Below are 25186 nucleotides of genomic sequence, written 5' to 3'. Positions count from 1 at the left end.
GAAGAATACGATGTTCGGAAAATTGACACTGGATGCAGTTCCGTTCCATGAACCCATCGTCATGGTTACGATCGCTGCTATTATCATCGGTGGTGCGGCTTTACTTGGCCTGATTACTTACTTTGGTAAGTGGACCTACCTGTGGAAAGAGTGGCTAACTTCGGTTGACCACAAACGCCTTGGCATCATGTATGTCATCGTCGCTATCGTCATGTTGGTTCGTGGCTTTGCTGACGCCATCATGATGCGTAGTCAGCAAGCGCTGGCGTCTGCAGGTGAAGCGGGCTTCCTGCCGCCTCACCACTACGATCAGATATTCACGGCTCACGGCGTGATCATGATCTTCTTCGTGGCAATGCCATTTGTTATCGGTCTGATGAACCTGGTGGTTCCACTGCAGATTGGTGCGCGTGACGTTGCGTTCCCGTTCCTGAACAACCTGAGCTTCTGGTTCACCGTTGTCGGCGTTATCCTGGTTAACCTGTCTCTGGGTGTGGGTGAATTCGCGCAGACCGGTTGGCTGGCGTACCCGCCGCTCTCGGGAATTGAGTACAGTCCAAGCGTCGGGGTCGACTATTGGATATGGGCAGTCCAGTTGTCCGGTATTGGTACAACCCTGACCGGTATCAACTTCTTTGTGACTATCATTAAGATGCGCGCGCCAGGCATGACCATGTTCAAGATGCCGGTCTTTACCTGGGCATCGCTATGCGCAAACATCCTGATTATCGCCTCCTTCCCGATTCTGACGGTTACCGTCGCGTTGCTTACCCTGGATCGTTATCTGGGCACCCATTTCTTTACCAACGATATGGGCGGCAACATGATGATGTACATCAACCTGATTTGGGCCTGGGGCCATCCGGAAGTGTACATTCTGATTCTGCCGGTATTCGGGGTGTTCTCGGAAATCGCCGCGACCTTCTCACGTAAACGTCTGTTTGGTTACACCTCGCTGGTGTGGGCAACCGTGTGTATTACCGTATTGTCGTTCATCGTCTGGCTGCACCACTTCTTTACCATGGGTGCCGGTGCGAACGTTAACGCCTTCTTCGGTATTACCACCATGATTATCGCCATCCCGACCGGGGTGAAGATCTTCAACTGGCTGTTCACCATGTATCAGGGCCGTATCGTATTCCACTCAGCAATGCTGTGGACGATCGGCTTTATCGTGACCTTCTCAGTCGGCGGGATGACCGGCGTACTGCTGGCGGTCCCGGGCGCGGACTTTGTACTGCACAACAGTCTGTTCCTGATTGCGCACTTCCATAACGTTATTATCGGCGGCGTCGTATTTGGTTGCTTCGCGGGTATGACCTACTGGTGGCCAAAAGCGTTTGGCTTCACGCTGAACGAAACCTGGGGTAAACGCGCATTCTGGTTCTGGATCATCGGCTTCTTCGTTGCTTTCATGCCGCTGTATGTGCTGGGCTTTATGGGGATGACTCGTCGTCTCAGCCAGCAGATTGACCCTCAGTTCCATCCGATGCTGGTTGTTGCTGCCTGTGGCGCCGCGCTGATTGCGGTCGGTATCCTGTGCCAGTTCATTCAGATGTATGTTTCTATTCGCGACCGCGAACAGAACCGTGATCTGACCGGTGACCCATGGGGTGGCCGTACGCTGGAATGGGCAACGTCTTCTCCGCCTCCGTTCTATAACTTTGCCGTTGTGCCACACGTTCATGAGCGTGATGCCTTCTGGGAAATGAAAGAAAAAGGTGAAGCGTACAAGCAACCTGCGCACTATGAAGAGATTCATATGCCGAAGAATAGCGGTGCCGGTATCGTCATTACCGCCTTCGCTACGCTGTTTGGTTTCGCCATGATCTGGCATATCTGGTGGCTGGCTATTGCAAGCTTCGCAGGCATGATCATCAGCTGGATTGTGAAAAGCTTTGATGAAGATGTGGACTACTACGTGCCGGTCCCGGAAATCGAAAAACTGGAAAACCAGCATTTCGATGAGATTACTAAGGCAGGGCTGAAAAATGGCAACTGATACTTTAGCGCACGCGACTGCCCACGCGCACGAACACGGGCACCACGATGCAGGCCAGAACAAAATCTTCGGATTTTGGATCTACCTGATGAGCGACTGCATTCTGTTCTCTATTCTGTTTGCTACCTATGCCGTTCTGGTGAACGGCACCGCAGGTGGCCCGACAGGTAAGGACATTTTCGAACTGCCGTTCGTTCTGGTTGAAACTTTCCTGCTGTTGTTCAGCTCCATTACCTATGGCATGGCGGCGATCGCCATGCACAAGAACAACAAGAGCCAGGTGGTTTCCTGGCTGGCGTTGACCTTCTTGTTTGGTGCCGGCTTCATCGGGATGGAAATCTATGAATTCCATCATCTGATTGTTAACGGTATGGGCCCGGATCGCAGCGGCTTCCTTTCTGCGTTCTTCGCGCTGGTCGGCACCCACGGTCTGCACGTGACGTCCGGTCTTATCTGGATGGCCGTGCTGATGGTTCAGATCGCCCGTCGCGGCCTGACCAGCACCAACCGCACCCGCATCATGTGCCTGAGCCTGTTCTGGCACTTCCTGGACGTGGTGTGGATCTGTGTGTTCACTGTTGTTTATCTGATGGGGGCGATGTAATGAGTCATTCTAACGTGAACAGCGGCGCGTCCCATGGCAGCGTAAAAACCTACATGACAGGATTTATCCTGTCGGTCATCCTGACGGTCATTCCGTTCTGGATGGTAATGACAGGTGCTGCCTCTCCGGCCGTAATTCTGGGGACTATCCTGGCAATGGCAGTGGTGCAGATTCTGGTGCATCTGGTGTGCTTCCTGCACATGAACACCAAATCTGATGAAGGCTGGAACATGACGGCTTTTGTCTTTACCGTGCTGATCATCGCCATCCTGGTTGTCGGTTCCATCTGGATCATGTGGAACCTCAACTACAATATGATGATGCACTAAGAGCGGCGGTTATGATGTTTAAGCAATACCTGCAAGTAACGAAACCAGGCATCATCTTTGGCAACCTGATCTCGGTGATCGGGGGGTTCCTGCTGGCCTCCAAGGGCAGCATCGACTATCCCCTGTTCATCTACACGTTGGTCGGAGTGTCACTGGTTGTGGCGTCGGGTTGTGTATTTAACAACTACATCGACAGGGATATCGACAGAAAGATGGAAAGGACCAAGAATCGGGTGCTGGTAAGAGGCCTGATCTCTCCTAAAGTCTCGCTGGTGTACGCCACCCTGCTGGGTATTGCTGGCTTCATGCTGCTGTGGTTTGGCGCGAACCCTCTGGCCTGCTGGCTGGGGGTGATGGGCTTTGTGGTTTATGTGGGCGTTTACAGCCTGTATATGAAACGCCACTCGGTCTACGGGACGCTGATCGGCTCTCTCTCCGGCGCGGCGCCGCCGGTGATCGGCTACTGCGCAGTCACCGGAGAGTTCGACAGCGGCGCGCTGATTCTGCTGGCGATTTTCAGCCTGTGGCAGATGCCGCACTCCTATGCCATCGCGATTTTCCGCTTTAAGGATTATCAGGCGGCTAACATCCCGGTTCTGCCGGTGGTGAAAGGCATTTCCGTCGCCAAGAACCACATTACGCTGTACATCATCGCATTTGCCATCGCGACGCTGATGCTCTCTCTGGGCGGCTATGCCGGATATAAATATCTGGTGGTGGCGGCAGCGGTGAGCGTCTGGTGGTTAGGCATGGCGCTGCGCGGTTACAAAGTGGAAGATGACAGAGTCTGGGCGCGCAAGCTGTTCGGTTTCTCCATCATCGCCATTACCGCGCTCTCCGTGATGATGTCCGTCGACTTTATGGTGCCGGATTCACACAATCTGCTGACCTACGTCTGGTAAGCCAGATAACGGTATTAAAAGGGTGCTTCGGCACCCTTTTCTATTTCTGTCACAAATCTCTCTTCCGGTAATATTTACTCAATAACCTCATGTTTACCCCGCCTGCTTAGCGCTTTACACTAGGCGCGAAATTGAGACAGAGGTGGGAATGAACGATTATAAAATGACGCCGGGTGAGTTGCGCGCCACCTGGGGTTTAGGGACCGTATTTTCGCTGCGCATGCTTGGCATGTTTATGGTCCTGCCGGTTCTGACCACATACGGTATGGCGCTACAGGGCGCCAGTGAAGCCTTGATTGGACTCGCCATCGGCATCTATGGTCTGGCGCAGGCTATTTTTCAGATCCCCTTCGGACTGCTTTCCGACCGTATCGGTCGTAAGCCGCTGATTGTCGGCGGGTTAGCGGTGTTTATTCTCGGCAGTATTATCGCCGCGCTGTCAGACTCCATCTGGGGCATTATTCTTGGCCGCGCGTTACAAGGTTCGGGCGCGATTGCCGCCGCGGTGATGGCGCTGCTGTCAGATTTAACCCGCGAGCAAAACCGCACGAAAGCGATGGCGTTTATTGGCGTAAGCTTTGGCATCACCTTCGCGATCGCCATGGTGCTTGGGCCAATCATCACCCACGCCCTGGGTCTCAACGCCCTCTTCTGGATGATCGCCGTCCTGGCGACGCTTGGGATCGTCCTGACGCTGTGGGTGGTGCCAGACAGTGACAACCACGTGCTCAATCGCGAATCAGGAATGGTGAAAGGCAGCTTCAGCAAAGTGCTGGCGGAACCGAAACTGCTGAAACTCAACTTTGGCATCATGTGTCTGCACATTCTGCTGATGTCCACCTTCGTTGCCCTACCCGGCCAGTTGGCTGATGCCGGGCTACCCGCAGCGGAACACTGGAAAGTGTATCTGGTGACGATGCTGATTTCGTTTGGCTCGGTCGTCCCGTTTATTATCTACGCCGAAGTGAAGCGGCGGATGAAACGGGTGTTCCTGTTTTGCGTCGCGCTGATTGTGATTGCCGAGATTGTTCTCTGGGGCGCGGGCAGCCATTTCTGGGAACTGATTATCGGTGTGCAATTGTTCTTCCTCGCCTTCAATCTGATGGAAGCCCTCCTCCCTTCGCTCATCAGCAAAGAATCTCCGGCGGGCTATAAAGGCACGGCGATGGGCGTGTATTCCACCAGCCAGTTCCTCGGCGTCGCGCTGGGCGGGTCACTGGGCGGTTGGGTCGATGGGATGTTTGACGGTCAGACGGTTTTCCTTGCCGGAGCGTTTTTAGCCGTTGTCTGGCTTGCCGTCGCCAGCACCATGAAAGAGCCGCCGTATGTCAGCAGCCTGCGGGTGGTCATTCCACCGGAGATTGCAGCCGATGACGTGCTGAAGCAGCGTTTACTGGCAACAGAAGGCGTCAGTGAAGTGTTGATTGCACAGCAGGAACATTCCGCCTATGTGAAGATCGACAGCAAAGTGACCAACCGCTTTGAGGTTGAACAGGCCATCAGCCAGGCGTAAAAAAGAAAACGGTCCGGAAAGCCGGACCGTTAAAGATTAATCGCGGAAGTTTTTAAACTGGAACGGCTGTCCCAAATCGCCGCCGCGCACCAGCGCCATCACGGACTGGAGGTCATCGCGGGATTTCCCGGTCACGCGAATCTCTTCGCCCTGAATCTGCGCCTGCACCTTCAGCTTGCTGTCTTTAATCAGCTTAACGATCTTCTTCTGCACGGCGCTCTCGATGCCCTGCTTCAGCTTCGCTTCGACAAACCAGGTTTTCCCGCTGTGCACGAACTCTTCCGGTACATCAAGCGATGCCCCTTCAATGCCGCGCTTAAGCAACTTGGCACGCAGAATATCCAGCAACTGGTTGACCTGGAAATCGGATTCGCTCAGCACCTTGATGGTTTTATTGGCATCATTGAGCTCAATGGTCGCTTCAACGCCGCGAAAATCAAAACGTGACTCAACTTCCCGAATGGCGTTATCTACGCCGTTACGAGCTTCCTGAAGATCAACTTCAGACACAATATCGAAAGATGGCATCTTTTCCTCTCCCTTCATTTTTGATGCGAAGCATAATACCTGCAAAGTGACTCAACAGACAGCGCTATACTATGTTAGCAAACACCTGGTGCTGTTGCGGGTGAGGAGGAAGAATGAAAATTACCGTACTGGGATGCGGAGCCTTAGGACAGTTATGGCTTTCGGCGCTGTGCAAACAGGGACATGAAGTACAAGGTTGGCTGCGCGTTCCGCAGCCCTATTGCAGCGTGAATGTGATTGAGACGGACGGGTCGATATTTAACGAATCCCTGACGGCAAACGATCCGGAGTTTTTAGCCACCAGCGATTTGCTATTGGTGACGCTCAAAGCGTGGCAGGTCTCCGACGCGGTCAAAGCGCTGGCGTCAACGCTGTCGGAAATGACGCCCATTCTGTTGATCCATAACGGCATGGGAACGATTGAAGAATTGCACGCTATCCACCAACCCTTGCTGATGGGAACGACCACCCACGCTGCACGTCGCGATGGCAACGTCATTATCCACGTCGCGAACGGCACCACGCGTATCGGTCCGGCGCGCGAGCAGGATGGCGATTTCAGCTATCTCGCCGATTTGCTGCAATGCGTGCTGCCTGACGTCGCCTGGCATAATAATATTCGTGCTGAGATGTGGCGCAAGCTGGCGGTGAACTGTGTGATCAATCCCCTGACCGCGCTGTGGAACTGCCCGAATGGCGAACTGCGCAACCATCCTGAAGAGGTCAATCTGATTTGCCAGGAAGTCGCGGCGGTCATTGAGCGCGAAGGTCACCATACCTCGGTGGACGACTTACGCTATTATGTCGAGCAAGTTATTGACAGCACAGCAGAAAACATCTCGTCTATGCTGCAGGATATCCGGGCCATGCGTCATACCGAGATAGACTACATTACCGGCTATCTGTTGAAACGCGCCCGTGCCCACGGGATTGCGGTGCCGGAAAACAGCCGCCTGTTTGAGTTAGTAAAACGTAAGGAGAGTGAGTATGAGCGCATCGGCACTGGTATGCCTCGCCCCTGGTAGTGAAGAAACCGAAGCGGTTACCACTATCGACCTGCTGGTTCGTGGTGGAATCAACGTCACCACCGCGAGCGTCGCCAGCGACGGCAGTCTGACCATTGTCTGTTCACGCGGCGTAAAACTGCTGGCGGATGCGCCGCTGGTTGCCGTGGCCGATGGCGACTACGACATCATCGTCCTGCCGGGCGGCATTAAGGGCGCCGAGTGTTTTCGCGACAGCACGCTGCTGGTTGAAACCGTTAAACAGTTTCACCGTTCCGGACGGATTGTCGCCGCCATTTGCGCGGCAGCCGCTACCGTACTCGTTCCGCATGACATTTTTCCCATCGGCAATATGACCGGTTTCCCGGCGCTGAAAGATAAAATACCCGCAGAACAATGGCAGGATAAACGCGTGGTGTGGGACCCGCGGGTCAAATTACTTACCAGCCAGGCCCCGGGGACCTCAATCGATTTTGGCTTAAAGATTATCGACCTGCTGGTTGGGCGTGAGAAAGCCCATGAAGTGGCGTCACAACTGGTGATGGCGGCAGGCATTTATAATTACTACGAGTAAGATGACGCCACACATGTCAGTCTCCAGGCCGGATAAGACGCTTTAGCGTCGCCATCCGGCCTGGAGACCAATCATTCAAAACCAGGGCGCGGAACTCATGACATTGCTGTAAAACAGCATTCTACCGGCCAGTTCTCCCGTGATGATGAGTGCCACCCATAGCCAACTGCGCATCCCGCTGTTCAGACGTGATACTCCCCACACTGCGACGCACACGCTGGCGAACAGCTGCCACCAGAGCAGAGGGCTGGATGCATCGGCACCCGGAACCTGATAGCGAAGGCCCAGTGCGCCTGCACTCAGTACAATGCCCGCCACAATCCCCGCATTACAGACCGTAGAAGGTGAAAGGTGCCAGTACGCTCTGGCAATGGCGACACTCATAAACCCCGTCAGCAGCGCCGTTCCCAGGAAAGCGGCAGGCGTCGCAGCGTTGTGCCAGAGCGGGTGTAACGGCATCTGGTAATAGACCTGCGACGTCACCAGAATAGTGCCCAATCCCACCAGTGCCGTCACACCGCCCAGCAGCGTCACTCCGCGCGGCGCAGGCCTGAACCAGCACAGCAGTAGCCAGCAAAACATCACGCCATTGAGCACAATAAACGCGGCCACTTCCCGACTGAGCCAGGAGCTTCCCAGTCCAGTCAGAGAGCGGTAAGCACCTTCAGGCGCGCCCAGATGCGCCAGCGACGCACAGGACCCCAGCACGGTAATGATCCAGAACCGAAGCGCCAGCGTACGACACTGCATTGCGCTGAATTTCTGTGTGCTGAAAGCCTGGCATAGCGTCAGCGCCAGTACCCCGCCAGTCCCCCACTGAGCAAAGACGGTGAAGAAGACCAACGGCAATTCATACTGTTCCATGTTGTTCTCCTTAATCCCGCGGCGGAATAATGACAATGTTAGGCTGGCTAATCGTGTGATCGGGCAGGTTGTAGCGTTTTTCCAGCACCGTCCATGGCGTCGTATGCTCCTTACGCAGCTCTGCGATCTCGCCAAAACGTAATACGCCTGCAGGACAGGATTCTACGCAGCGCGGCTGCAATCCTTCATCGAGACGTTCAGCACACAGATTGCACTTACTGGTTTTCCCTTCTGCGGGATCGTACACCGGCGCACTCCACGGACAGGCCATGATGCACATCCGGCAGCCAATGCAGCGATCGTGATCCTGCACGACAATGCCGTCGGCGCGTTTGCTGTACGTCCCCGCCGGGCAGACTTTCATGCATTGCGGGTCATCGCAGTGGTTGCACGACATACTGATGAAGGCTTGCGTATTGGGTTCATCCGTATGGCGTTCACGAACCCGACGCCAGAGAACGCCCATCGGCGTCATGTTTTCTGATTTGCAGGCCATGCTACAGGTTTTACAACCGTAGCAATTTTGCATATCAATAAGAAATCCATACTGTTTCATGCAATTAAGCCTCCCTTCTCACATCGACGAGCGTACTGTTGCAACAGTGTCCATTGCCCAACACTTCCACCTGATCGTTAGTCACATGGCTACTGCTTCCGCCCTGCTGCTCCCACCAGCCGTTATCCAGACTCACCACTCCGCGTTTGATATGGGTGGTCACGTCGGCAATCGCCCGATGCTGACCGCGGTGATTGAACACCACGACCCACTCTCCGGACTGAATCTTTCGCTGACGGGCATCTTCCGGGTGGATCATCACATTCGGGCGGTTACGCTGAACCTCCAGGATCCACTCATTCATCCCGTGGCTGGAGTGCACGCTGCGCGCCAGTTTGCGCTGCACCGCCATTAGCGGGTAGGTTTGAGCCAGTTCAGGCGATCCTTTAACCGATTCTTTCACCTGCTTCCAGGTCACCACCGGCAGGAAATCTTTCTTCGCCCACTCCTCAATGTACAGATGCGCTTTGCCGGTCGAGGTGAGGAACTGGCCGTCTTTAAACGGGATCCAGTCATCTTCGACGGGACATACCGGTCCCTTTTTCAGCATGTCGCGGGTAATGCCCGAGCCTTTCAGACAGGTGTCGATATAGTGCTCAATAGGCTGGTTAAAAACCTCGCCAAAACCAAAGCGTTCGGCCAGCCGGGCAAAAATCCAGTAATCGGGTTTGGCTTCTCCCGGCGGCTCCACGGCCTTCTCCATCAGTTGCACATAGTGACTGCGCACTCCCGCCATAAGGCTGACATCCTCAAAAATGGTCGTGACGGGGAGCACCAGATCGGCGTACAGCGCAGACGAACTCATCAGATTGTCGGCTACTACCACAAACGGTACCTTTTTAAAGGCCTCTCTGACCTGGTTGGTGTTGGGTAACTGGGTCATCGCACCCAGCGTCATATTCCACCAGAACTTAATCGCATGCGGTTTTTCATTAACGACCCAGTCACCAATTTTAGGAATAGGAATGGCGGGAATTTTGGCCGCATTTGGCGCCGGAGGAACGATGGGCGAGAATTTTGCCATCTGTCTGACGCCACCCGCATCGCAGACCCCCGCCCCGGCTTTGCCGATATTGCCGGTGATCAACGCCAGATAGAACTGGCTGGCAGCGACGTAAGTCCCAAACTCGGTTCTCTGTGCCCCCGACATGTTCTGAACAATCATCGCCGGTTGCGTTGCAGCGTAATCTCGTGCCAGACGGAGCACCGTCTGCGCGGGCACGTCAGTCTCCTCCTCCACTCTCTGTGCTGTCCAGGGTTTTGCCTGCGCCCAGACGTTATCCAGCACGGTGGTGAATTCACTGTTGGCAGGTAATTCCTCGCTGAGCAATGCGGGTATTACGCCGGGCGCATCATGGCGTTTCAGGGTCTGACTCTGGGTATCAAACACCAGATAGCTGTCCGCGTCATTTGGGTCGGCACGCATCAGTTGCTGCTGCGGATCCACCAGATAAACCGCACCGGTATGCGCGCGCAGGAAATCCGCGTCATAGCGTTTCTCCTGCATGATGATGTTAATCATCCCTAATGCCAGGGCGATATCCGTACCCGGCACGATCGGCACCCATTCGTCGGCTTTGGCCGCCGTTTCGTTAAATCGCGGATCGATCACCACCAACCGTGCGCCGTTTCTCTGCGCCTGTGAGTAGTTTTTAAAATAGGCATGCATGGTGACCGCCGGGTTATTCCCCCAACACAAAATGTAGCGGCTGTCTGCAATGGTATCGCGGGTATCGGCATAGCGCAGGCCAACCATCGGCATCATCGCCGCAGTGACCGCCGCGCAACAGAGCGACCCCGCGGTTTTGGTACTGCCACCAAGATAATCGAAAAAGGCTTTGGCCATATCGTTCTTGATGGAGTCCATGTTCCCGGAAGCGGCAGTGAGCAGTAACCCTTTATTGCCCTCAGTGGCAATGGTCTCCCGGATGTTCTTTTCAATGAGATCCAGCGCGGCGTCCCAGGTGATCGGTTTAAATTTCCCCTCGCCTTTTTCTCCCGTCCGCAACAATGGCTGCGTTAGCCGTAATGGGTGATAGACCCATTTGGTACGGCTAATTCCCCGTAAACAGCACTTCACATTGAAGCCTTTCGTCGCTTCAATTTTCATTAACCGGTCTTTCCAGACGTACGCCGTCAGGTTGCAGTGCAAACATTCCATCGCACAGGTCGAGCGGAACGTCTGGTAGTCCGATTGCTTAAGACGAAATCGGGGTAAAGGCGCACCGTTAGCCTGACGTAGCGTCAGAAACGTCGGTGCTAATGAAGATAACCCCACCACACCGAACCCTTTTAACAGGGTTCTTCTTTTTAAGCGGATATTGCTCAATGCGTCCATGTTCTTGCCTCTAAAATAGTTCATTATTAGTTAACCCAGGTTCACCAGTAATTAACCTGACCCAGGTCAACATCTAACCATTTAGGCGTAGTGCACTTTTTAAATTGCGAAGGCAGTACTGATTTCAGCCGCGATGGTATACTCGCGAAGAATCAAAAAAGAGAACGCATATGGCTGAAACATCGCAAGGGGTCAATTCGGTTGATATCGCCGTCAATATTCTGGCGTTTGTTGCCAGTCAAAACGGCCAGACACGGGCCATCGATATCGCCACGGGATGCAATCTGTCGAAAAGTCGTTTACACAAGTACCTGGTCTCACTCTGTCGAACCGGTATGCTGGGGCAAAACGAAAAAGGACTTTACTGCCTGGGGTCAACCCTTCTTCAGATGGCGGGGAAACCAACGGCAGCACGCGATCCGGTGAGTGAACTCAATACGGCGCTGATCGCGTTTCGCGATACCTTTAACCACTCTACCGGCGTGGTGGTTGAGACGGACGGCGGATTAGTGCTGAAGCACTACAATCGCAGCTTCCGTAATGTAGATATCGATTTTCTACCCAACACGCCCGTTCCGCTTCACGCCAGTTCAGCGGGTCAGGTATTCATGAGTTATTCCACTTATCAGCCGCAAAACCAGGCGCAGGCACAACTGATCGAGCAGATACGCTCTCGGGGCTACGCGGTGCGTCACCATCCGACACAGGGGATCCCTGGCGCACAGTCGATTGCCTGTCCGCTACGGAATAAAAAGGGAGAGCTGGTGGCGATTGCCGTGACGATGGGGTTCTTCAGTGCAGACGACATGCCGCAGATTGCCGGACAGTTAGTGAGAAGCGTCGAAGCGCTTCATCTGCAGGAGTAAGATTCCCCCGGCGCGGATGGCCGGGGAAAATCGCGATTACGGGCGATACACCTTCACATTCTCAAAGCCCTGTTCGCGCAGATACAGCGCCTGCAGACGACTCATCACGCCGCGCTCGCACCACAACAGCCAGGTTTTATTCTGGTCGAGATCGCCGAATTGAGTGCTCAGCTTGTAGAACGGCAGTGAAACCACATCGACACCTTCTACCTTCAGCGGCTTATCGTCCTGCTCGTCGATGGAGCGGATATCCAGAATCACGTCGTTCGGGCCAAAACCGCTGACGGTTTCAACTTCCACCACGTCCTGCTGGGTCTGCTGCGCGATGTCGCGAATATCGATATTACTGGCTTCTTCGACCACTTTGTCGAGGATGCTGAAGTCAAAGTTCTGTTCTTCCGCTTCAATCTTCGCCTTGATGGCTTTCACCGTTGGGCTTTTTGAAATCACGCCGCAGTATTCCGGCATGGTGCGGGCAAAATCTTCAGTCCCAATCTGGCGCGCCAGATTGATGATGTGCTCTTTATCGTAAGAGATCAGCGGACGCAGAATCAGCGTATCGGAGACGTTATCGATCAGACGCAGGTTGGTCAGCGTCTGGCTGGAGACCTGTCCCAGCGCTTCGCCGGTGACCAGCGCCTGCACGCCATAGCGCTCCGCCACTTTCGACGCCGCACGAACCATCATACGTTTCAGTACCACGCCCATCTGCCCGTCATCCACTTTCTCGAGGATCTCGCCGACCACCGGTTCAAAGTTGATAGCGACAAAACGCACGCGATGCGAACTGCCGAAGCGGTTCCACAGATAGTGCGCCACCTGACGAACGCCGATTTCATGGGCCGCGCCGCCGAGGTTAAAGAAACAGTAGTGAACGCGGCAGCCACGACGCATCAGCATATAGCTGGAAACGCCGGAGTCGAAGCCGCCGGAGATCAGCGACAGTACGTCTTCCTGGGTCCCGATCGGGAAACCGCCGATCCCTTCGTAACGGCCTTTGATCAGCAACAGACGATCATCTTCCACTTCCAGATGCACAGTAACGTCTGGATTGGTCAGCTTCACGCGCGCCGATTCAATATGCTGATTTAAACCGCCGCCTACGTAACGTTCCACGTCAATAGAGCTAAACTCGTGTTTACCGCGACGTTTAACGCGCACGCAGAAGGTTTTGCCTTCCAGTTGATCGCGGTACTGTACCAGCGCCTTCTCGAAAATATCGTGCATATCGGTAAACGGCACGTCTTCAACTTCGAGAATGTGGTGAATCCCCGGGATACGGGTCAGCGCGTCGCGGATCGCCAGACGCTGGTTTTCATCTTTCGCGCGAACTTCGATGTTATCCCAGTGACGGACCACGGCGAGGGTCTCATCATAGTGCTTTAAAACGTTACGAATGTTCCCGGTCAGCATTTTTATAAAGCGCAAACGCACAGATTGGCTTTTGATGGTGATTTCCGGGAACAATTTAATGATAAACTTCATGGCGGCAATGGTTCTTTAGCAAGCCAGTTACGGCTTGTCGTGGAGAAATAGTACAGCAACCCCGTTAAGCGGCTGCATCCAGGCGCGGAAGTATACCACTATCACGCGATTCCTGTGCACATTGCGCGTTATACCCTCAATAATTCAAGTTGCAGGCGGGCGGCAAAGGGGAATATCCCCTGGCGCTAAACACGTAAGCGGCTGGAGTGAGCGAATGCGGCCAACGTACATGCAGCCTGAAGTTGGGTGGGTAAATTTGATAATTGCTCTGAGTCCGTTACCATATCAGGGCTGAAAATACTGAGAGTCCGACATTTATTATGGCGAAGAAAAATGAGGCGCCGGTCAGCTTTGAAACGTCGCTGAACGAGCTGGAGCAAATTGTAACGCGTCTGGAAAGTGGCGATCTGCCGCTGGAAGAGGCGCTGAACGAATTCGAACGTGGCGTGCAGCTGGCACGTCAGGGTCAGGTGAAATTGCAACAGGCTGAACAGCGTGTGCAAATTCTGCTGTCTGACAATGAAGACGCATCCCCTACGCCTTTTACAGCGGATAACGAGTAAATGGATTTTTCGCAGCAGCTTCAGGCCTGCGTCGAGCAGGCCAACCAGGCGCTGAGCCGTTTTATTGCCCCACTGCCCTTTCAGAACACTCCCGTGGTCGAAACCATGCAGTATGGCGCATTATTAGGCGGTAAACGTCTGCGTCCGTTTCTGGTGTATGCCACCGGTCAGATGTTTGGTATCAGCCTGAACACGCTGGATGCCCCGGCAGCCGCCGTTGAGTGCATTCATGCTTACTCGCTGATCCATGACGATCTGCCTGCAATGGACGATGACGATCTGCGTCGCGGCCTGCCGACCTGTCACGTCAAGTTTGGCGAGGCCAATGCGATTCTGGCGGGTGATGCCCTGCAAACGCTGGCATTCTCGATTATCAGCGACGCCCCGATGCCGGAAGTTGCTGACCGCGATCGAATCGCAATGATTTCCGAGCTGGCGAGCGCCAGTGGCATCGCCGGAATGTGCGGTGGTCAGGCGCTGGATCTCGACGCCGAAGGTAAACAGGTGCCGCTGGAGGCGCTGGAGAAAATCCATCGTCATAAGACGGGCGCGTTGATTCGCGCCGCGGTTCGCCTGGGGGCGTTAAGTGCCGGAGAAAAAGGCAGAAATGCACTGCCAATACTCGACAAATACGCAGAAAGTATCGGTCTGGCATTCCAGGTTCAGGATGACATTCTGGATGTGGTGGGCGATACTGCAACGTTGGGTAAACGTCAGGGCGCCGATCAGCAGCTTGGCAAAAGTACCTATCCTGCACTTCTGGGCCTTGAGCAAGCCCGGAATAAAGCCCGGGATTTAATCGCAGAGGCTCGCCAGTCGCTAAACCAACTGGCCGCACAGTCACTCGATACCTCGGCACTGGAAGCGCTAGCGGACTACATAATCCAGCGTAATAAATAAACACTCTGTCTTACTTAAAGGCCTCTGATGAGTTTTGATATCGCCAAATACCCTACCCTGGCACTGGTCGACTCCACCCAGGAGTTACGACTGCTACCAAAAGAGAGTCTGCCGAAACTCTGCGACGAACTGCGCCGCTATTTACTCGACAGCGTCAGTCGTTCCAGCGGACACTTCGCCTCCGGGCTGGGCACGGTCGAGCTGACTGTGGCGCTACACTATGTCTATAACACCCCGTTTGACCAGCTCATCTGGGACGTGGGTCATCAGGCTTATCCGCACAAGATTTTGACCGGTCGTCGCGATAAAATTGGCACTATCCGCCAGAAAGGCGGCCTGCACCCGTTCCCGTGGCGCGGTGAAAGTGAATACGACGTCCTGAGCGTGGGTCACTCCTCCACCTCGATCAGCGCAGGCATCGGCGTGGCGGTTGCTGCGGAAAAAGAGGGTAAAGATCGCCGTACCGTCTGCGTGATTGGCGACGGGGCGATTACCGCCGGGATGGCATTCGAGGCGATGAACCATGCGGGCGATATCAAACCCGATATGCTGGTCATCCTCAACGATAACGAAATGTCGATATCTGAGAACGTCGGCGCGCTGAACAATCACCTCGCGCAGTTGCTCTCCGGTAAACTTTACTCTTCCCTGCGCGAGGGCGGAAAAAAAGTATTCTCTGGCGTACCGCCGATTAAAGAACTGCTCAAACGCACCGAAGAACATATTAAAGGCATGGTCGTGCCCGGCACGCTGTTTGAAGAACTGGGCTTTAACTACATCGGCCCGGTCGACGGTCACGATGTCCTGGGACTTATCACCACGCTGAAAAACATGCGCGACCTGAAAGGTCCGCAGTTCCTGCATATCATGACCAAGAAAGGTCGGGGTTATGAGCCGGCGGAAAAAGACCCCATTACTTTCCACGCCGTACCGAAATTCGATCCGTCCAGCGGTTGTCTGCCGAAAAGCAGCGGCGGTCTGCCGAGCTATTCGAAAATCTTCGGCGACTGGTTGTGCGAAACGGCGGCCAAAGACAGTAAGCTGATGGCGATCACCCCAGCCATGCGCGAAGGATCCGGCATGGTCGAATTCTCGCGTAAATTCCCGGACCGCTACTTTGACGTGGCGATTGCCGAGCAGCACGCGGTGACCTTCGCTGCCGGACTGGCGATTGGCGGTTACAAGCCGGTTGTCGCTATCTACTCAACGTTCCTGCAACGCGCATACGATCAGGTGATTCATGATGTGGCGATCCAAAAGCTACCGGTCATGTTTGCGATTGATCGTGCGGGGATTGTCGGGGCTGACGGACAAACGCACCAGGGGGCGTTCGATCTCTCCTATCTGCGCTGCATCCCGGACATGGTCATCATGACCCCGAGCGATGAAAACGAATGCCGCCAGATGCTGTTTACCGGTTATCACTACAGCGATGGCCCAACGGCGGTGCGCTATCCACGCGGAAATGCCGTCGGCGTTGAGCTGACACCGCTGGAAAAACTACCGATCGGAAAAGGCGTGGTGAAGCGTCGCGGCGAAAAGCTGGCGATCCTCAACTTCGGTACGCTGATGCCAGATGCGGCGAAAGTCGCGGAATCCCTCAACGCCACACTGGTCGACATGCGCTTTGTGAAACCGCTGGATGAAGCCCTGATCCTTGAAATGGCAGCGTGTCATGAGGTGCTGGTGACGCTGGAAGAAAACGCCATTATGGGCGGGGCCGGTAGCGGCGTGAACGAAGTGCTTATGGCGCACCGCAAACCGGTTCCTGTCCTGAATATTGGCCTGCCGGACTTCTTCATTCCGCAAGGAACTCAGGATGAAGCCCGTGCCGGGTTGGGTCTGGATGCCGCAGGCATTGAGGCCAAAATCAAGGCCTGGTTGGCATAATCACCACTTCGCTCCTGCTATGCTTACTGAATAACGAGCATAACAGGAGCGAAATAATGCAATACAACATCTTAGGAAAAACGGACCTCCGGGTTTCCCGCCTTTGTCTGGGCTGCATGACGTTCGGCGAGCCGAATCGTGGAAACCACGCCTGGACGCTTCCCGAAGAGAGCAGTCGCCCTATCATCCAGCGCGCCCTTGAGGGCGGCATCAACTTTTTCGATACCTCGAACAACTATTCAGCCGGCAGCAGTGAAGAGATTGTCGGTCGCGCACTGCGCGATTTCGCCCGTCGTGATGAGGTGGTGGTCGCCACTAAAGTGTTTAATCGGGTGGATGACCTGCCGGAAGGATTATCCCGCGCGCAAATCCTGCGTTCTATTGATGACAGTCTGAGACGGTTGGGGATGGACTACGTCGATATCCTGCAAATTCACCGTTGGGATTACAACACGCCGATTGAAGAGACGCTGGAAGCGTTAAACGATGTGGTCAAGGCCGGTAAAGCGCGTTATATCGGCGCGTCATCAATGCATGCGTCGCAGTTTGCCCAGGCGCTGGCGCTGCAAAAACAGCACGGCTGGGCGCAGTTTGTCAGTATGCAGGACCACTACAATCTCATCTACCGCGAGGAAGAACGCGAAATGCTGCCGCTGTGCTATCAGGAAGGTGTGGCGGTGATCCCGTGGAGCCCGCTGGCCCGCGGGCGTCTGACGCGTCCGTGGGGAGAAACCACGGCGCGCCTGGTTTCTGACGAAGTGGGGAAAAAGCTGTATAGCGAAAGCGACGAAAATGATGCGCAAATTGCCGCCCGGCTGGCCGGCGTGAGCGAAGAGCTTGGCGCAACGCGTGCCCAGGTGGCGCTGGCGTGGCTGTTAAGCAAACCAGGGATTGCCGCGCCGATTATCGGCTCATCGCGGGAAGAACAGCTTGATGAGTTGTTGAACGCCGTGGATCTCACGCTGAAACCCGAGCACATCGCCGAGCTGGAAACACCGTATAAACCGCATCCGATCGCCGGATTTAAATAGCCTCACATTGCCCGATGGCGATTCGCTTATCGGGCTCAGGCACACGATCCCTGGCCGGATAAGGCGTTAACGCCGTCATCCGGCACCGACATCACCCGTCAAATAATCCCGATCGGCCAGTGATGTCCGATGAAATAGAGGATCCCCGCGGAAATCACTCCGGCGACAATATCGTCCACCATGATCCCCATCCCGCCATGTACATTGCGATCGAACCAACGGATCGGCCACGGCTTCCACATATCCAGAATACGGAAAATCACAAACCCGGCGGCGACCCACCGCCAGTCGAGGGTCGGCAGCGCCATCAGCGTGATCCACATTCCGATGAATTCATCCCAGACGATACTGCCGTGATCGTGCACGCCCATGTCTTTTGCCGTCTGATGGCAAAGATAGACGCCGATACAGATGCCCAGCATCACCACCAGTGAATAGAGTTGCCACGGCAGAAATGTCATCAGATACCAGAAGGGAATCGCCGCCAGCGATCCCATCGTACCTGGAACAATCGGACTGAGGCCGCTACCAAACCCGGTCGCCAGTAAATGCCACGGGTTAAGCAGATTCAGGCGGCTTTTGGCGACATCTTTATGGCGTGGCAAAATGGTCATATCCTTTCCAGTCAAAAGTGACAGACGTTCCGTCACGCATGAAATGAATCCCTTCCACATCCGCGCTCATCTGCCCAATGCAGGTAAAGGCAACGCCAAGCTGTCCCATAGCCACCTCCAGCGCGCCGCGGTTCAGTTCCGGTACCGTAAAGCATAACTCATAGTCTTCACCACCGGACAACGCCCAGCGCAGCGCCTGTTCGGGCTCGACGTGACGCGTCATCGCGCCTGACCACGGCAGCGCATCGAGATCGACGCGCGCGCCACAGGCGCTGGCTTTAACAATATGCCCAAGATCGGAAATCAGTCCGTCAGAGAGATCAATCGCTGAACTGGCCAGATCGCGCAGCGCCTGGCCCTGCAAAATACGCGGCGTCGGACGCAGGTGACGTTTGAGCAGATATTCGCGGTCACCCTCATCGGCAACCTGCAAACGGTTCTGCAAAATCGCCAGACCTGCGGCGCTATCACCCGGCGTGCCGGTCACGTAAATCCAGTCACCCGGTTTCGCCCCAGAGCGTTTCAGTGCGCGCCCGGCAGGAACAAAGCCGTGGATACCCAATGTCATCGACAGCGGCCCCCGCGTGGTGTCGCCGCCAATCAGTTGCATATCGTAGTAATTCAGGAGATCAAACAGACTGTCGCTGAAGGTTTCCAGCCAGCGTTCGTCCACCTCAGGCAGGGTGATTGCCAGCGTCAGCCACGCCGGATCGGCCCCCATTGCCGCCAGATCGCTTAAGTTCACCGCCAGCGCTTTGTACGCCAGATCGGCTGGATCAATGTCGGTCAGGAAGTGGTTGCCCGCCACCAGCGTATCGGTGCTGATTGCCAGCGTCTGTTTATCAGGGATGTTCAGAAGTGCACAGTCGTCGCCAATACCGGTTTCGACGTCAAGACGAGAGCTTCTGACACGGTCAAAATAACGGGCAATCAGGGAAAATTCGCCGCATGCCATACGTTATGCCTCAGCAGAAAAAAAGAAAAAGCCGCCAGGGGAGAGGAATCGCTTCCACTTCACTGACGGCCTGGAGATTACTTTTTGTTGGGGCGAATCGCAGGCGCTGCTTTATCCAGAACGCCATTGACGAACTTGTGGCTGTCTTCCGCGCCGAACGTTTTTGCCAGTTCAATCGCTTCGTTGATGGCCACTTTATATGGCACATCACTGCGTTTAGACAGCTCGAACAGCGCAATACGCAGTACGGCTTTTTCCACCTGACCCAGCTCTTCCAGCAGACGAGACAGGTAAGGCTTCATCAGGCCATCCAGGTACGCGCTGTTAGTCGCCACCCCGGACAGCAGTTCACGGAAGTACATGACGTCAACATCTTTCACGTCCTGTTCTGCCAGGAACTGGTATTCAACATCAGCGATGTCGTTCTGGGACAACTGCCAGGAGTAGAGCGCCTGAACGGCACACTCACGAGCGCGGCGACGAGCAGCAGGTTTCACGGATTTCCCCTTACAAAAATCAGGCCTTGATGGCTTTCAATACATTAATCATTTCAAGCGCGGTCAGTGCAGCTTCCGCGCCCTTGTTGCCAGCTTTGGTGCCAGCACGTTCGATAGCTTGTTCAATGCTTTCGGTGGTCAGGACGCCAAAGGCGACCGGAATTTCGCTGTCCTGAGCGACATGCGCCAGGCCGTTGCTTGCACCGCCAGCGACATATTCGAAGTGAGCTGTGCCGCCACGAATAACCGTACCCAGTGCAATCACCGCGTCATATTTACCGGTTTTCGCCAGCGCGCCTGCTGCCAGCGGCAGTTCGTAGGCACCTGGAACCCAAACGACGGTAATGTTTTCATCTTTGACCTGACCAATACGTTTCAGGGCGTCAATCGCACCTTCCAGCAGGCTGTCATTGATAAAGTTGTTGAAACGCGCAATGGTGATGGCGACGCGAGCGTCCGGAGTAGCAACGTTAGCTTCAATAATGTTCATATTCTTCCTTCGGGTTCGATATGGCCCCGTAAGGGGGGCGGATTTTATCATAATATTCTGTGCGCTGCTTCCAATAATTCGATAATTCGAAAGCCTCACGCAGGGGTTAAATGCAGGCAAACGTCCGGGCCCACCTGGCGTATCTCATTGAATTTGAAATGGGGGGCGTCAGCCAGTTTCTCAAGCCCTGGCAACACACATAATCCCCTGGCGTCACTGCCTAACAGTTTAGGCGCAAGATAGACGATAAGCTCGTCAACCACTCCGGCCTGCAAGAGCGCACCGGCGAGCGTCGGCCCGGCCTCCACCCACAGGCTGTTAATTTGCTGTTTGCCGAGCAACATCATCAGCACCACCAGATCCAGATGCCCGTTATGCTCCGGCACCAAAATCGTGCGAACCGAATCGGGCCAGACGCGTGCGTCTTCTTTGGTGCGCGCAATCCAGGTTTCTCCTGGCTGCTGTACCAGGCGCTGCTCCGGCGCTACGCGGTTCTGACTGTCTATCACAATTCGCACCGGCTGACGCACGGCATCCTGCGGATAAAGAGCTTGTGTCGCCTCGCCGAGTTCTGACCAGCGCACGGTGAGCTGCGGATCATCCGCCAGCACCGTCGCGCTGCTGGTTAAAATGGCATGGCTTTGCGCGCGTAGACGCTGAACATCACGTCGCGCCTCGGGAGAGGTAATCCACTGACTTTCGCCGCTGGCCATCGCTGTACGGCCGTCCAGCGAAGCGCCGAGTTTCAGTTGCACATACGGAAACCCGGTGCGCATCCGTTTGAGAAAACCTTTATTTAACGCTTCGACTTCACTCATCATCAGCCCGTGGCTGACGTCAATGCCCGCCTGCTGCAAACGGTATAATCCGCGTCCCGCCACTTGTGGATTCGGATCCTGCATCGCCGCCACCACGCGAGAAACGCCCGCGGCGATCAGCGCGTCGCAGCACGGCGGCGTGCGGCCATGATGACTACAGGGCTCAAGCGTGACGTACGCAGTGGCCCCTTTGGCCTTTTCGCCCGCCATGCGCAAGGCATGCACTTCCGCATGCGGTTCGCCCGCACGATGGTGATAACCTTCACCGACAATCTCGCCGTTATTGACGATCACGCAGCCGACGTTAGGGTTGGGATGGGTGGTAAACCGCCCGCGCTGCGCCAGCTTCAGCGCTCGCGCCATGTATAACTCATCCTGCATGGCTTAATCCTGTAGGCGAGCGATCTCTTCGCCAAATTCTTTGATATCTTCGAAGCTGCGGTAAACCGAGGCAAAGCGGATATAGGCGACTTTATCGAGTTTTTTCAATTGTTCCATCACCAGATTGCCAATCATCTTACTGGGGACTTCACGTTCGCCGGTGGCGCGCAGTTGCGACTTAATATGATTCAACGCCATTTCGACGTCATCGGAACTCACCGGACGCTTTTCCAGCGCGCGTTGCATTCCACTGCGCAGCTTTTCTTCATTAAACGGTTCGCGCACGTCGTTGCTTTTCACAACGCGTGGCATTACCAGTTCTGCCACTTCAAAGGTAGTGAAACGTTCATTACAAACCAGACACTGCCGACGGCGGCGTACAGAAGAGCCCTCGCCCACAAGACGAGAGTCAATTACCTTAGTGTCTACGGCGAAACAGAATGGGCAATGCATACGGCGTCCTGACCAGGTGGTTAACAGAAATCTATTTTAACCTGAACTGACGTGACAACAAAGGCGCAACGCTTTTGAGACAATGGATCGATGTCTTTGATCATATTACGAACTACCATTATGGTATCGCGACTATTCAGGAAATAAGAGAGATGACAAGACGTTACCTAAGAATTCTCCTGGTGGGAAGTCTCTTTAGTCTGAGCGCCTGCGCGCAACAAAGCGAAGTGCGCCAGATGCATCAAAGCGTTTCAACGCTGAATAAAGAGATGAATCAGCTTAATCAGGAAACCGTGAAGATTACTCAGCAAAACAGTCTGAACGTTAAATCCACCCGTGGTGTTTACCTGCTCCCAGGCTCCAATACGCCCGCACGGCTGAACAGTCAGATAGGCACACTGCGCATGTCGCTTATCAACATTGCGCCGAATGCCGCTGGCACCCGGGTGACGCTGCGCATTCAGGGGGAATCCAACGATCCGCTGCCGGCCTTTAGCGGCACCGTTGAATATGGGCAAATTCAGGGAACTACTGACAATTATCAGGAAGTGAATGTGCAGAATCAGTTGATCAATGCCCCGGCCAGCGTGCTGGCACCGAGCGATGTGGACATCCCGCTGCAACTGAATAACCTCACCCCAGACCAGTTAGGATTTGTGCGTATCCACGACATCCAGCCTGTTACGCAATAAACCTCCTTGCGGAACGTTTTGTGCGTTCCGCAACATCCCTCCGCCTCTTTTTGTGACTCCACTGACATCCACGTCAGTTTTTGTCAACGTTGGCAATCAGCATGAAAGTCAGTACAATCGCCGCGCTAAAATACACAAACGTGAACGCAATCGATTACGTGAATGATAGAACTGTGAAACAAGACATATTTTTGTGAGCAATGATTTCTATAATAGGCTCCCAGAAACATGAATTATTCAGAAACGCTATTTGCGCCTTTTTCACTCCCGTCAGGGATTTCAAACAGTGGCATACAATATGAAAAAAACATTACTTGCAGCCGGTGCCGTGCTCGCGCTCTCCTCGACATTCACCGCAAATGCTGCGGAAAATGACAAACCGCAGTATCTTTCAGACTGGTGGCACCAGAGCGTCAACGTCGTCGGTAGCTATCACACCCGTTTCGGACCGCAGCTCCGTAACGATACCTACCTGGAATATGAAGCTTTCGCGAAGAAAGACTGGTTTGACTTCTATGGCTACATGGATGCGCCGGTTTTCTTCGGTGGTAACACCGACGCGAAAGGGATCTGGAATCACGGTTCTCCGCTGTTTATGGAAATCGAACCGCGTTTCTCCATCGACAAACTGACCGGCACTGACCTGAGCTTCGGTCCGTTTAAAGAGTGGTACTTCGCCAATAACTACATCTACGACATGGGTCGTAACAAAGATGGCCGTCAGAGCACCTGGTACATGGGTCTGGGTACCGATATTGATACTGGCCTGCCGATGAGTTTGTCTCTGAACGTATATGCGAAATATCAGTGGCAGAACTATGGCGCCGCTAACGAAAACGAGTGGGACGGCTACCGTTTCAAAGTGAAATACTTTGTTCCGATTACCGAACTGTGGGGCGGTAACCTGAGCTATATCGGTTTCACCAACTTTGACTGGGGTTCCGATCTGGGCGACAACGACTTCTCCGATCTGAACGGCAACAAAGCGCGTACCAACGATTCCATCGCCTCCAGCCATATTCTGGCGCTGAACTACGACCACTGGCACTATTCAGTCGTAGCGCGTTACTGGCACAACGGGGGTCAGTGGAACGACGACGCAGAGCTGAACTTCGGCAAAGGTAACTTCAACGTGAAATCTACCGGCTGGGGTGGCTATCTGGTTGTCGGCTACAACTTCTGATAACATTCCTTTCCTGCAAAAGCCAGCCAGAGCGCTGGCTTTTTTATGCGTGCGTTTCGTCGCGGATCTTACGTAAAAAATCACTCAGCGATCGATCGGCGCACTCGCTAAATCGCCTGTCGAGCGGCGTGATGCTTAAACAGCGATCGACACGAAAACAGCGATAGTCCTCGCGCCGTTCGCACCAGGCTACCAGCAGCCAGAACTCTCCCTGGAAAAAAATCCCTAACGGCTGCACGTCCCGCCAGGTGAGCTGCCCCGCCTCATCACGATAATGTAACGCCAGCACCTGTTGCGTGCTCACCGCCCGGTGGATCATATCGAACGCGCTACGTGAATGCTGTTGCCTGCCAAAATCCGGCGCGAAAATACGTGCCTGCTCGGCTTTACGTCGGCTTTCTTCCGGTAATATCGCCAGCACCTTTTCCTGCGCCGACTCCAGTTCTCTGGAGAGCAGATCACCGCCCCAGGTGTGCAGCAGACGAATGGCGGCAATCAGCGCTTCCGATTCCCGGTGCGTTAGCATCAGCGGCGGGAGATCAAACCCCGCCATCAGCCGATAGCCGCTTCCCGCCTCCCCTTCGACCGGCACGCCGGAGAGCGAAAGGTCACGGATATCACGATAGATCGTCCGCTCTGACACCTCAAGCCGTTCCGCCAGCAGCGCTGCCGTTGTCAGCCGCCTGCCACGCAGGATCTGGACTATCTGAAATAAACGGTCAGCGCGACGGGTCATAGTTGCTCTCTGTGATTAAGCCGGTTGATGTAACCCCACACGATTGCCTTCGCTGTCAGTAAACAGCGCGATGGTACCAATCTCTTTACCGAGATCGAGCGGACCAAAAACGCAGTTGCCACCGGCACTGGCGACGCGATCCAGCGTGGCGCTGAGATCGTCCGTATGCAGATAAATAATGGCGCCCTGTAATGAAGGCGCGATGCCATCAAACTTCGCCAACGCCCCACCGGCGGCCGGTTCGTCATACGGGAAAACCGCCAGATCGGCAAAATCCATTTTTTCACGACGCAGCGACAGCCCCATGACCGGCTCATAAAACGCAATCGCGCGTTCCATATCCGTTACGGGAATTTCAAACCAGTTAATAATGCTTTTCATCGTTCCTCCTGCCTGTGTGGGTAAGTTCAGGAAGAGG

At 54.6% G+C, this 25186-nt stretch carries 27 protein-coding genes; 14 read left to right on the top strand and 13 right to left on the bottom strand.

Going from position 1 to position 25186, the window contains the following annotated elements; genetic code table 11:
* Window positions 1–10: 10 nt before the first annotated feature.
* The 5 genes from cyoB (at window position 11) to HVX64_RS06390 (ending at window position 5350) form a co-directional block, all read left to right on the top strand.
* Window positions 11–2002 (top strand): cytochrome o ubiquinol oxidase subunit I, encoded by a 1992-nt coding sequence (cyoB, locus tag HVX64_RS06410; protein ID WP_043001582.1) that lies wholly within the window; start codon window positions 11–13, stop codon window positions 2000–2002.
* Entirely contained in the window at window positions 1992–2606 is a 615-nt protein-coding gene (locus HVX64_RS06405; protein WP_043001583.1) for a cytochrome o ubiquinol oxidase subunit III, read from the top strand. The genes cyoB and HVX64_RS06405 overlap by 11 nt, the downstream gene beginning before the upstream one ends.
* Complete coding sequence (locus tag HVX64_RS06400) at window positions 2606–2935, top strand: cytochrome o ubiquinol oxidase subunit IV (RefSeq protein ID WP_043001584.1); 330 nt, start codon at window positions 2606–2608, stop codon at window positions 2933–2935. The genes HVX64_RS06405 and HVX64_RS06400 overlap by 1 nt, the downstream gene beginning before the upstream one ends.
* An 11-nt stretch (window positions 2936–2946) precedes the next feature.
* Window positions 2947–3837 (top strand): heme o synthase, encoded by an 891-nt coding sequence (gene cyoE / locus HVX64_RS06395; RefSeq protein ID WP_080343218.1) that lies wholly within the window; start codon window positions 2947–2949, stop codon window positions 3835–3837.
* A gap of 148 nt (window positions 3838–3985) precedes the next feature.
* Window positions 3986–5350 (top strand): MFS transporter, encoded by a 1365-nt coding sequence (locus HVX64_RS06390; RefSeq protein ID WP_043001586.1) that lies wholly within the window; start codon window positions 3986–3988, stop codon window positions 5348–5350.
* A 36-nt stretch (window positions 5351–5386) separates the two neighbouring features.
* On the opposite strand, the gene HVX64_RS06385 is transcribed toward HVX64_RS06390, so the two are convergent.
* A complete protein-coding gene (locus HVX64_RS06385; protein WP_043001587.1) occupies window positions 5387–5878 on the bottom strand; it encodes a YajQ family cyclic di-GMP-binding protein in 492 nt (163 codons plus the stop codon).
* Between the two features lie 113 nt (window positions 5879–5991).
* Here HVX64_RS06385 and panE point away from each other — a divergent pair, with 113 nt between their 5' ends.
* A complete protein-coding gene (gene panE / locus HVX64_RS06380; protein ID WP_044258965.1) occupies window positions 5992–6903 on the top strand; it encodes a 2-dehydropantoate 2-reductase in 912 nt (303 codons plus the stop codon).
* Entirely contained in the window at window positions 6866–7456 is a 591-nt protein-coding gene (gene yajL, locus HVX64_RS06375; RefSeq protein WP_043001589.1) for a protein deglycase YajL, read from the top strand. Before panE ends, yajL begins: the two co-directional genes overlap by 38 nt.
* A 75-nt stretch (window positions 7457–7531) precedes the next feature.
* On the opposite strand, the gene HVX64_RS06370 is transcribed toward yajL, so the two are convergent.
* From HVX64_RS06370 to HVX64_RS06360, 3 genes are read right to left on the bottom strand one after another with little or no spacing between them, the layout of a single operon-like run.
* On the bottom strand, window positions 7532–8320 hold the full coding sequence (locus tag HVX64_RS06370; RefSeq protein WP_044258967.1) for a DmsC/YnfH family molybdoenzyme membrane anchor subunit: 789 nt from the start codon (window positions 8318–8320) through the stop codon (window positions 7532–7534).
* Between the two features lie 10 nt (window positions 8321–8330).
* Window positions 8331–8876 carry a 4Fe-4S dicluster domain-containing protein gene (locus HVX64_RS06365; RefSeq protein WP_044258969.1) on the bottom strand — a complete coding sequence of 182 codons (546 nt, stop codon included), beginning with the start codon at window positions 8874–8876 and terminating at the stop codon, window positions 8331–8333.
* A 4-nt stretch (window positions 8877–8880) separates the two neighbouring features.
* On the bottom strand, window positions 8881–11214 hold the full coding sequence (locus tag HVX64_RS06360) for a molybdopterin-dependent oxidoreductase (RefSeq protein WP_043001591.1): 2334 nt from the start codon (window positions 11212–11214) through the stop codon (window positions 8881–8883).
* A gap of 170 nt (window positions 11215–11384) precedes the next feature.
* Between HVX64_RS06360 and HVX64_RS06355 the strand changes: the two genes are divergently transcribed.
* Window positions 11385–12080, top strand: a complete 696-nt coding sequence (locus tag HVX64_RS06355) for a helix-turn-helix domain-containing protein (protein WP_044258972.1) — start codon at window positions 11385–11387, stop codon at window positions 12078–12080.
* A gap of 36 nt (window positions 12081–12116) precedes the next feature.
* Here HVX64_RS06355 and thiI read toward each other — a convergent pair whose 3' ends face one another.
* Window positions 12117–13565, bottom strand: coding sequence for a tRNA uracil 4-sulfurtransferase ThiI (gene thiI / locus HVX64_RS06350; RefSeq protein WP_043001593.1), 1449 nt, complete (start codon window positions 13563–13565; stop codon window positions 12117–12119).
* Window positions 13566–13885: 320 nt separating this feature from the next.
* On the opposite strand from thiI, the gene xseB reads away from it, so the two are divergent.
* The 4 genes from xseB to HVX64_RS06330 are packed head-to-tail and all read left to right on the top strand — an operon-like array spanning window position 13886 to window position 17949.
* Window positions 13886–14128 (top strand): exodeoxyribonuclease VII small subunit, encoded by a 243-nt coding sequence (gene xseB / locus HVX64_RS06345; RefSeq protein WP_042324547.1) that lies wholly within the window; start codon window positions 13886–13888, stop codon window positions 14126–14128.
* Window positions 14129–15028 carry a (2E,6E)-farnesyl diphosphate synthase gene (gene ispA / locus HVX64_RS06340; protein ID WP_043001594.1) on the top strand — a complete coding sequence of 300 codons (900 nt, stop codon included), beginning with the start codon at window positions 14129–14131 and terminating at the stop codon, window positions 15026–15028.
* Window positions 15029–15055: 27 nt separating this feature from the next.
* Entirely contained in the window at window positions 15056–16918 is a 1863-nt protein-coding gene (gene dxs / locus HVX64_RS06335) for a 1-deoxy-D-xylulose-5-phosphate synthase (RefSeq protein WP_043001595.1), read from the top strand.
* Between the two features lie 56 nt (window positions 16919–16974).
* Window positions 16975–17949, top strand: coding sequence for an aldo/keto reductase (locus tag HVX64_RS06330; RefSeq protein WP_043001596.1), 975 nt, complete (start codon window positions 16975–16977; stop codon window positions 17947–17949).
* A 98-nt stretch (window positions 17950–18047) separates the two neighbouring features.
* Here HVX64_RS06330 and pgpA read toward each other — a convergent pair whose 3' ends face one another.
* The 6 genes from pgpA to nrdR all read right to left on the bottom strand — a co-directional run bounded on the left by pgpA (window position 18048) and on the right by nrdR (window position 22157).
* A complete protein-coding gene (pgpA, locus tag HVX64_RS06325; RefSeq protein ID WP_043001597.1) occupies window positions 18048–18563 on the bottom strand; it encodes a phosphatidylglycerophosphatase A in 516 nt (171 codons plus the stop codon).
* On the bottom strand, window positions 18541–19518 hold the full coding sequence (gene thiL / locus HVX64_RS06320; protein ID WP_043001598.1) for a thiamine-phosphate kinase: 978 nt from the start codon (window positions 19516–19518) through the stop codon (window positions 18541–18543). The genes pgpA and thiL overlap by 23 nt, the downstream gene beginning before the upstream one ends.
* Window positions 19519–19595: 77 nt before the next feature.
* Window positions 19596–20015 (bottom strand): transcription antitermination factor NusB, encoded by a 420-nt coding sequence (gene nusB, locus HVX64_RS06315; RefSeq protein ID WP_042285962.1) that lies wholly within the window; start codon window positions 20013–20015, stop codon window positions 19596–19598.
* 19 nt (window positions 20016–20034) lie between these two features.
* Window positions 20035–20505 carry a 6,7-dimethyl-8-ribityllumazine synthase gene (gene ribE / locus HVX64_RS06310; RefSeq protein WP_001021161.1) on the bottom strand — a complete coding sequence of 157 codons (471 nt, stop codon included), beginning with the start codon at window positions 20503–20505 and terminating at the stop codon, window positions 20035–20037.
* A 95-nt stretch (window positions 20506–20600) separates the two neighbouring features.
* Window positions 20601–21704, bottom strand: a complete 1104-nt coding sequence (gene ribD / locus HVX64_RS06305) for a bifunctional diaminohydroxyphosphoribosylaminopyrimidine deaminase/5-amino-6-(5-phosphoribosylamino)uracil reductase RibD (RefSeq protein WP_044258978.1) — start codon at window positions 21702–21704, stop codon at window positions 20601–20603.
* 3 nt (window positions 21705–21707) lie between these two features.
* Window positions 21708–22157 carry a transcriptional regulator NrdR gene (gene nrdR / locus HVX64_RS06300; RefSeq protein WP_042324561.1) on the bottom strand — a complete coding sequence of 150 codons (450 nt, stop codon included), beginning with the start codon at window positions 22155–22157 and terminating at the stop codon, window positions 21708–21710.
* Window positions 22158–22309: 152 nt separating this feature from the next.
* Between nrdR and HVX64_RS06295 the strand changes: the two genes are divergently transcribed.
* Together HVX64_RS06295 and HVX64_RS06290 are read left to right on the top strand one after the other, a co-directional pair.
* On the top strand, window positions 22310–22849 hold the full coding sequence (locus HVX64_RS06295) for a DUF3251 domain-containing protein (RefSeq protein ID WP_043001600.1): 540 nt from the start codon (window positions 22310–22312) through the stop codon (window positions 22847–22849).
* A gap of 298 nt (window positions 22850–23147) precedes the next feature.
* Window positions 23148–24032, top strand: a complete 885-nt coding sequence (locus HVX64_RS06290; RefSeq protein ID WP_044258980.1) for a nucleoside-specific channel-forming protein Tsx — start codon at window positions 23148–23150, stop codon at window positions 24030–24032.
* A gap of 43 nt (window positions 24033–24075) precedes the next feature.
* Here HVX64_RS06290 and HVX64_RS06285 read toward each other — a convergent pair whose 3' ends face one another.
* Together HVX64_RS06285 and HVX64_RS06280 are read right to left on the bottom strand one after the other, a co-directional pair.
* On the bottom strand, window positions 24076–24768 hold the full coding sequence (locus tag HVX64_RS06285) for a YafY family protein (RefSeq protein ID WP_043001602.1): 693 nt from the start codon (window positions 24766–24768) through the stop codon (window positions 24076–24078).
* A gap of 15 nt (window positions 24769–24783) precedes the next feature.
* Window positions 24784–25149, bottom strand: a complete 366-nt coding sequence (locus HVX64_RS06280) for a VOC family protein (protein WP_044258981.1) — start codon at window positions 25147–25149, stop codon at window positions 24784–24786.
* Between the last annotated feature and the right edge of the window lie 37 nt (window positions 25150–25186).

The sequence above is a fragment of the Citrobacter sp. RHB20-C16 genome (assembly GCF_013890155.1).
GTDB classification, from domain to species: Bacteria; Pseudomonadota; Gammaproteobacteria; order Enterobacterales; family Enterobacteriaceae; genus Citrobacter_A; species Citrobacter_A amalonaticus.
This window is presented reverse-complemented; position numbering and strand designations above follow the sequence as displayed.

What these genes read in the sequence shown, in the direction of transcription:
- HVX64_RS06280 (WP_044258981.1), bottom strand. Translation starts at nt 25,149, where the DNA reads ATGAAAAGCATTATTAACTGGTTTGAAATTCCCGTAACGGATATGGAA.
- HVX64_RS06400 (WP_043001584.1), top strand. Translation starts at nt 2,606, where the DNA reads ATGAGTCATTCTAACGTGAACAGCGGCGCGTCCCATGGCAGCGTAAAA.
- HVX64_RS06360 (WP_043001591.1), bottom strand. Translation starts at nt 11,214, where the DNA reads ATGGACGCATTGAGCAATATCCGCTTAAAAAGAAGAACCCTGTTAAAA.
- HVX64_RS06385 (WP_043001587.1), bottom strand. Translation starts at nt 5,878, where the DNA reads ATGCCATCTTTCGATATTGTGTCTGAAGTTGATCTTCAGGAAGCTCGT.
- HVX64_RS06295 (WP_043001600.1), top strand. Translation starts at nt 22,310, where the DNA reads ATGACAAGACGTTACCTAAGAATTCTCCTGGTGGGAAGTCTCTTTAGT.
- ispA (WP_043001594.1), top strand. Translation starts at nt 14,129, where the DNA reads ATGGATTTTTCGCAGCAGCTTCAGGCCTGCGTCGAGCAGGCCAACCAG.
- HVX64_RS06370 (WP_044258967.1), bottom strand. Translation starts at nt 8,320, where the DNA reads ATGGAACAGTATGAATTGCCGTTGGTCTTCTTCACCGTCTTTGCTCAG.
- cyoE (WP_080343218.1), top strand. Translation starts at nt 2,947, where the DNA reads ATGATGTTTAAGCAATACCTGCAAGTAACGAAACCAGGCATCATCTTT.
- ribE (WP_001021161.1), bottom strand. Translation starts at nt 20,505, where the DNA reads ATGAACATTATTGAAGCTAACGTTGCTACTCCGGACGCTCGCGTCGCC.
- yajL (WP_043001589.1), top strand. Translation starts at nt 6,866, where the DNA reads ATGAGCGCATCGGCACTGGTATGCCTCGCCCCTGGTAGTGAAGAAACC.
- HVX64_RS06290 (WP_044258980.1), top strand. Translation starts at nt 23,148, where the DNA reads ATGAAAAAAACATTACTTGCAGCCGGTGCCGTGCTCGCGCTCTCCTCG.
- panE (WP_044258965.1), top strand. Translation starts at nt 5,992, where the DNA reads ATGAAAATTACCGTACTGGGATGCGGAGCCTTAGGACAGTTATGGCTT.
- nrdR (WP_042324561.1), bottom strand. Translation starts at nt 22,157, where the DNA reads ATGCATTGCCCATTCTGTTTCGCCGTAGACACTAAGGTAATTGACTCT.
- pgpA (WP_043001597.1), bottom strand. Translation starts at nt 18,563, where the DNA reads ATGACCATTTTGCCACGCCATAAAGATGTCGCCAAAAGCCGCCTGAAT.
- xseB (WP_042324547.1), top strand. Translation starts at nt 13,886, where the DNA reads ATGGCGAAGAAAAATGAGGCGCCGGTCAGCTTTGAAACGTCGCTGAAC.
- ribD (WP_044258978.1), bottom strand. Translation starts at nt 21,704, where the DNA reads ATGCAGGATGAGTTATACATGGCGCGAGCGCTGAAGCTGGCGCAGCGC.
- dxs (WP_043001595.1), top strand. Translation starts at nt 15,056, where the DNA reads ATGAGTTTTGATATCGCCAAATACCCTACCCTGGCACTGGTCGACTCC.
- cyoB (WP_043001582.1), top strand. Translation starts at nt 11, where the DNA reads ATGTTCGGAAAATTGACACTGGATGCAGTTCCGTTCCATGAACCCATC.
- HVX64_RS06285 (WP_043001602.1), bottom strand. Translation starts at nt 24,768, where the DNA reads ATGACCCGTCGCGCTGACCGTTTATTTCAGATAGTCCAGATCCTGCGT.
- HVX64_RS06365 (WP_044258969.1), bottom strand. Translation starts at nt 8,876, where the DNA reads ATGAAACAGTATGGATTTCTTATTGATATGCAAAATTGCTACGGTTGT.
- HVX64_RS06405 (WP_043001583.1), top strand. Translation starts at nt 1,992, where the DNA reads ATGGCAACTGATACTTTAGCGCACGCGACTGCCCACGCGCACGAACAC.
- HVX64_RS06390 (WP_043001586.1), top strand. Translation starts at nt 3,986, where the DNA reads ATGAACGATTATAAAATGACGCCGGGTGAGTTGCGCGCCACCTGGGGT.
- HVX64_RS06355 (WP_044258972.1), top strand. Translation starts at nt 11,385, where the DNA reads ATGGCTGAAACATCGCAAGGGGTCAATTCGGTTGATATCGCCGTCAAT.
- thiL (WP_043001598.1), bottom strand. Translation starts at nt 19,518, where the DNA reads ATGGCATGCGGCGAATTTTCCCTGATTGCCCGTTATTTTGACCGTGTC.
- thiI (WP_043001593.1), bottom strand. Translation starts at nt 13,565, where the DNA reads ATGAAGTTTATCATTAAATTGTTCCCGGAAATCACCATCAAAAGCCAA.
- HVX64_RS06330 (WP_043001596.1), top strand. Translation starts at nt 16,975, where the DNA reads ATGCAATACAACATCTTAGGAAAAACGGACCTCCGGGTTTCCCGCCTT.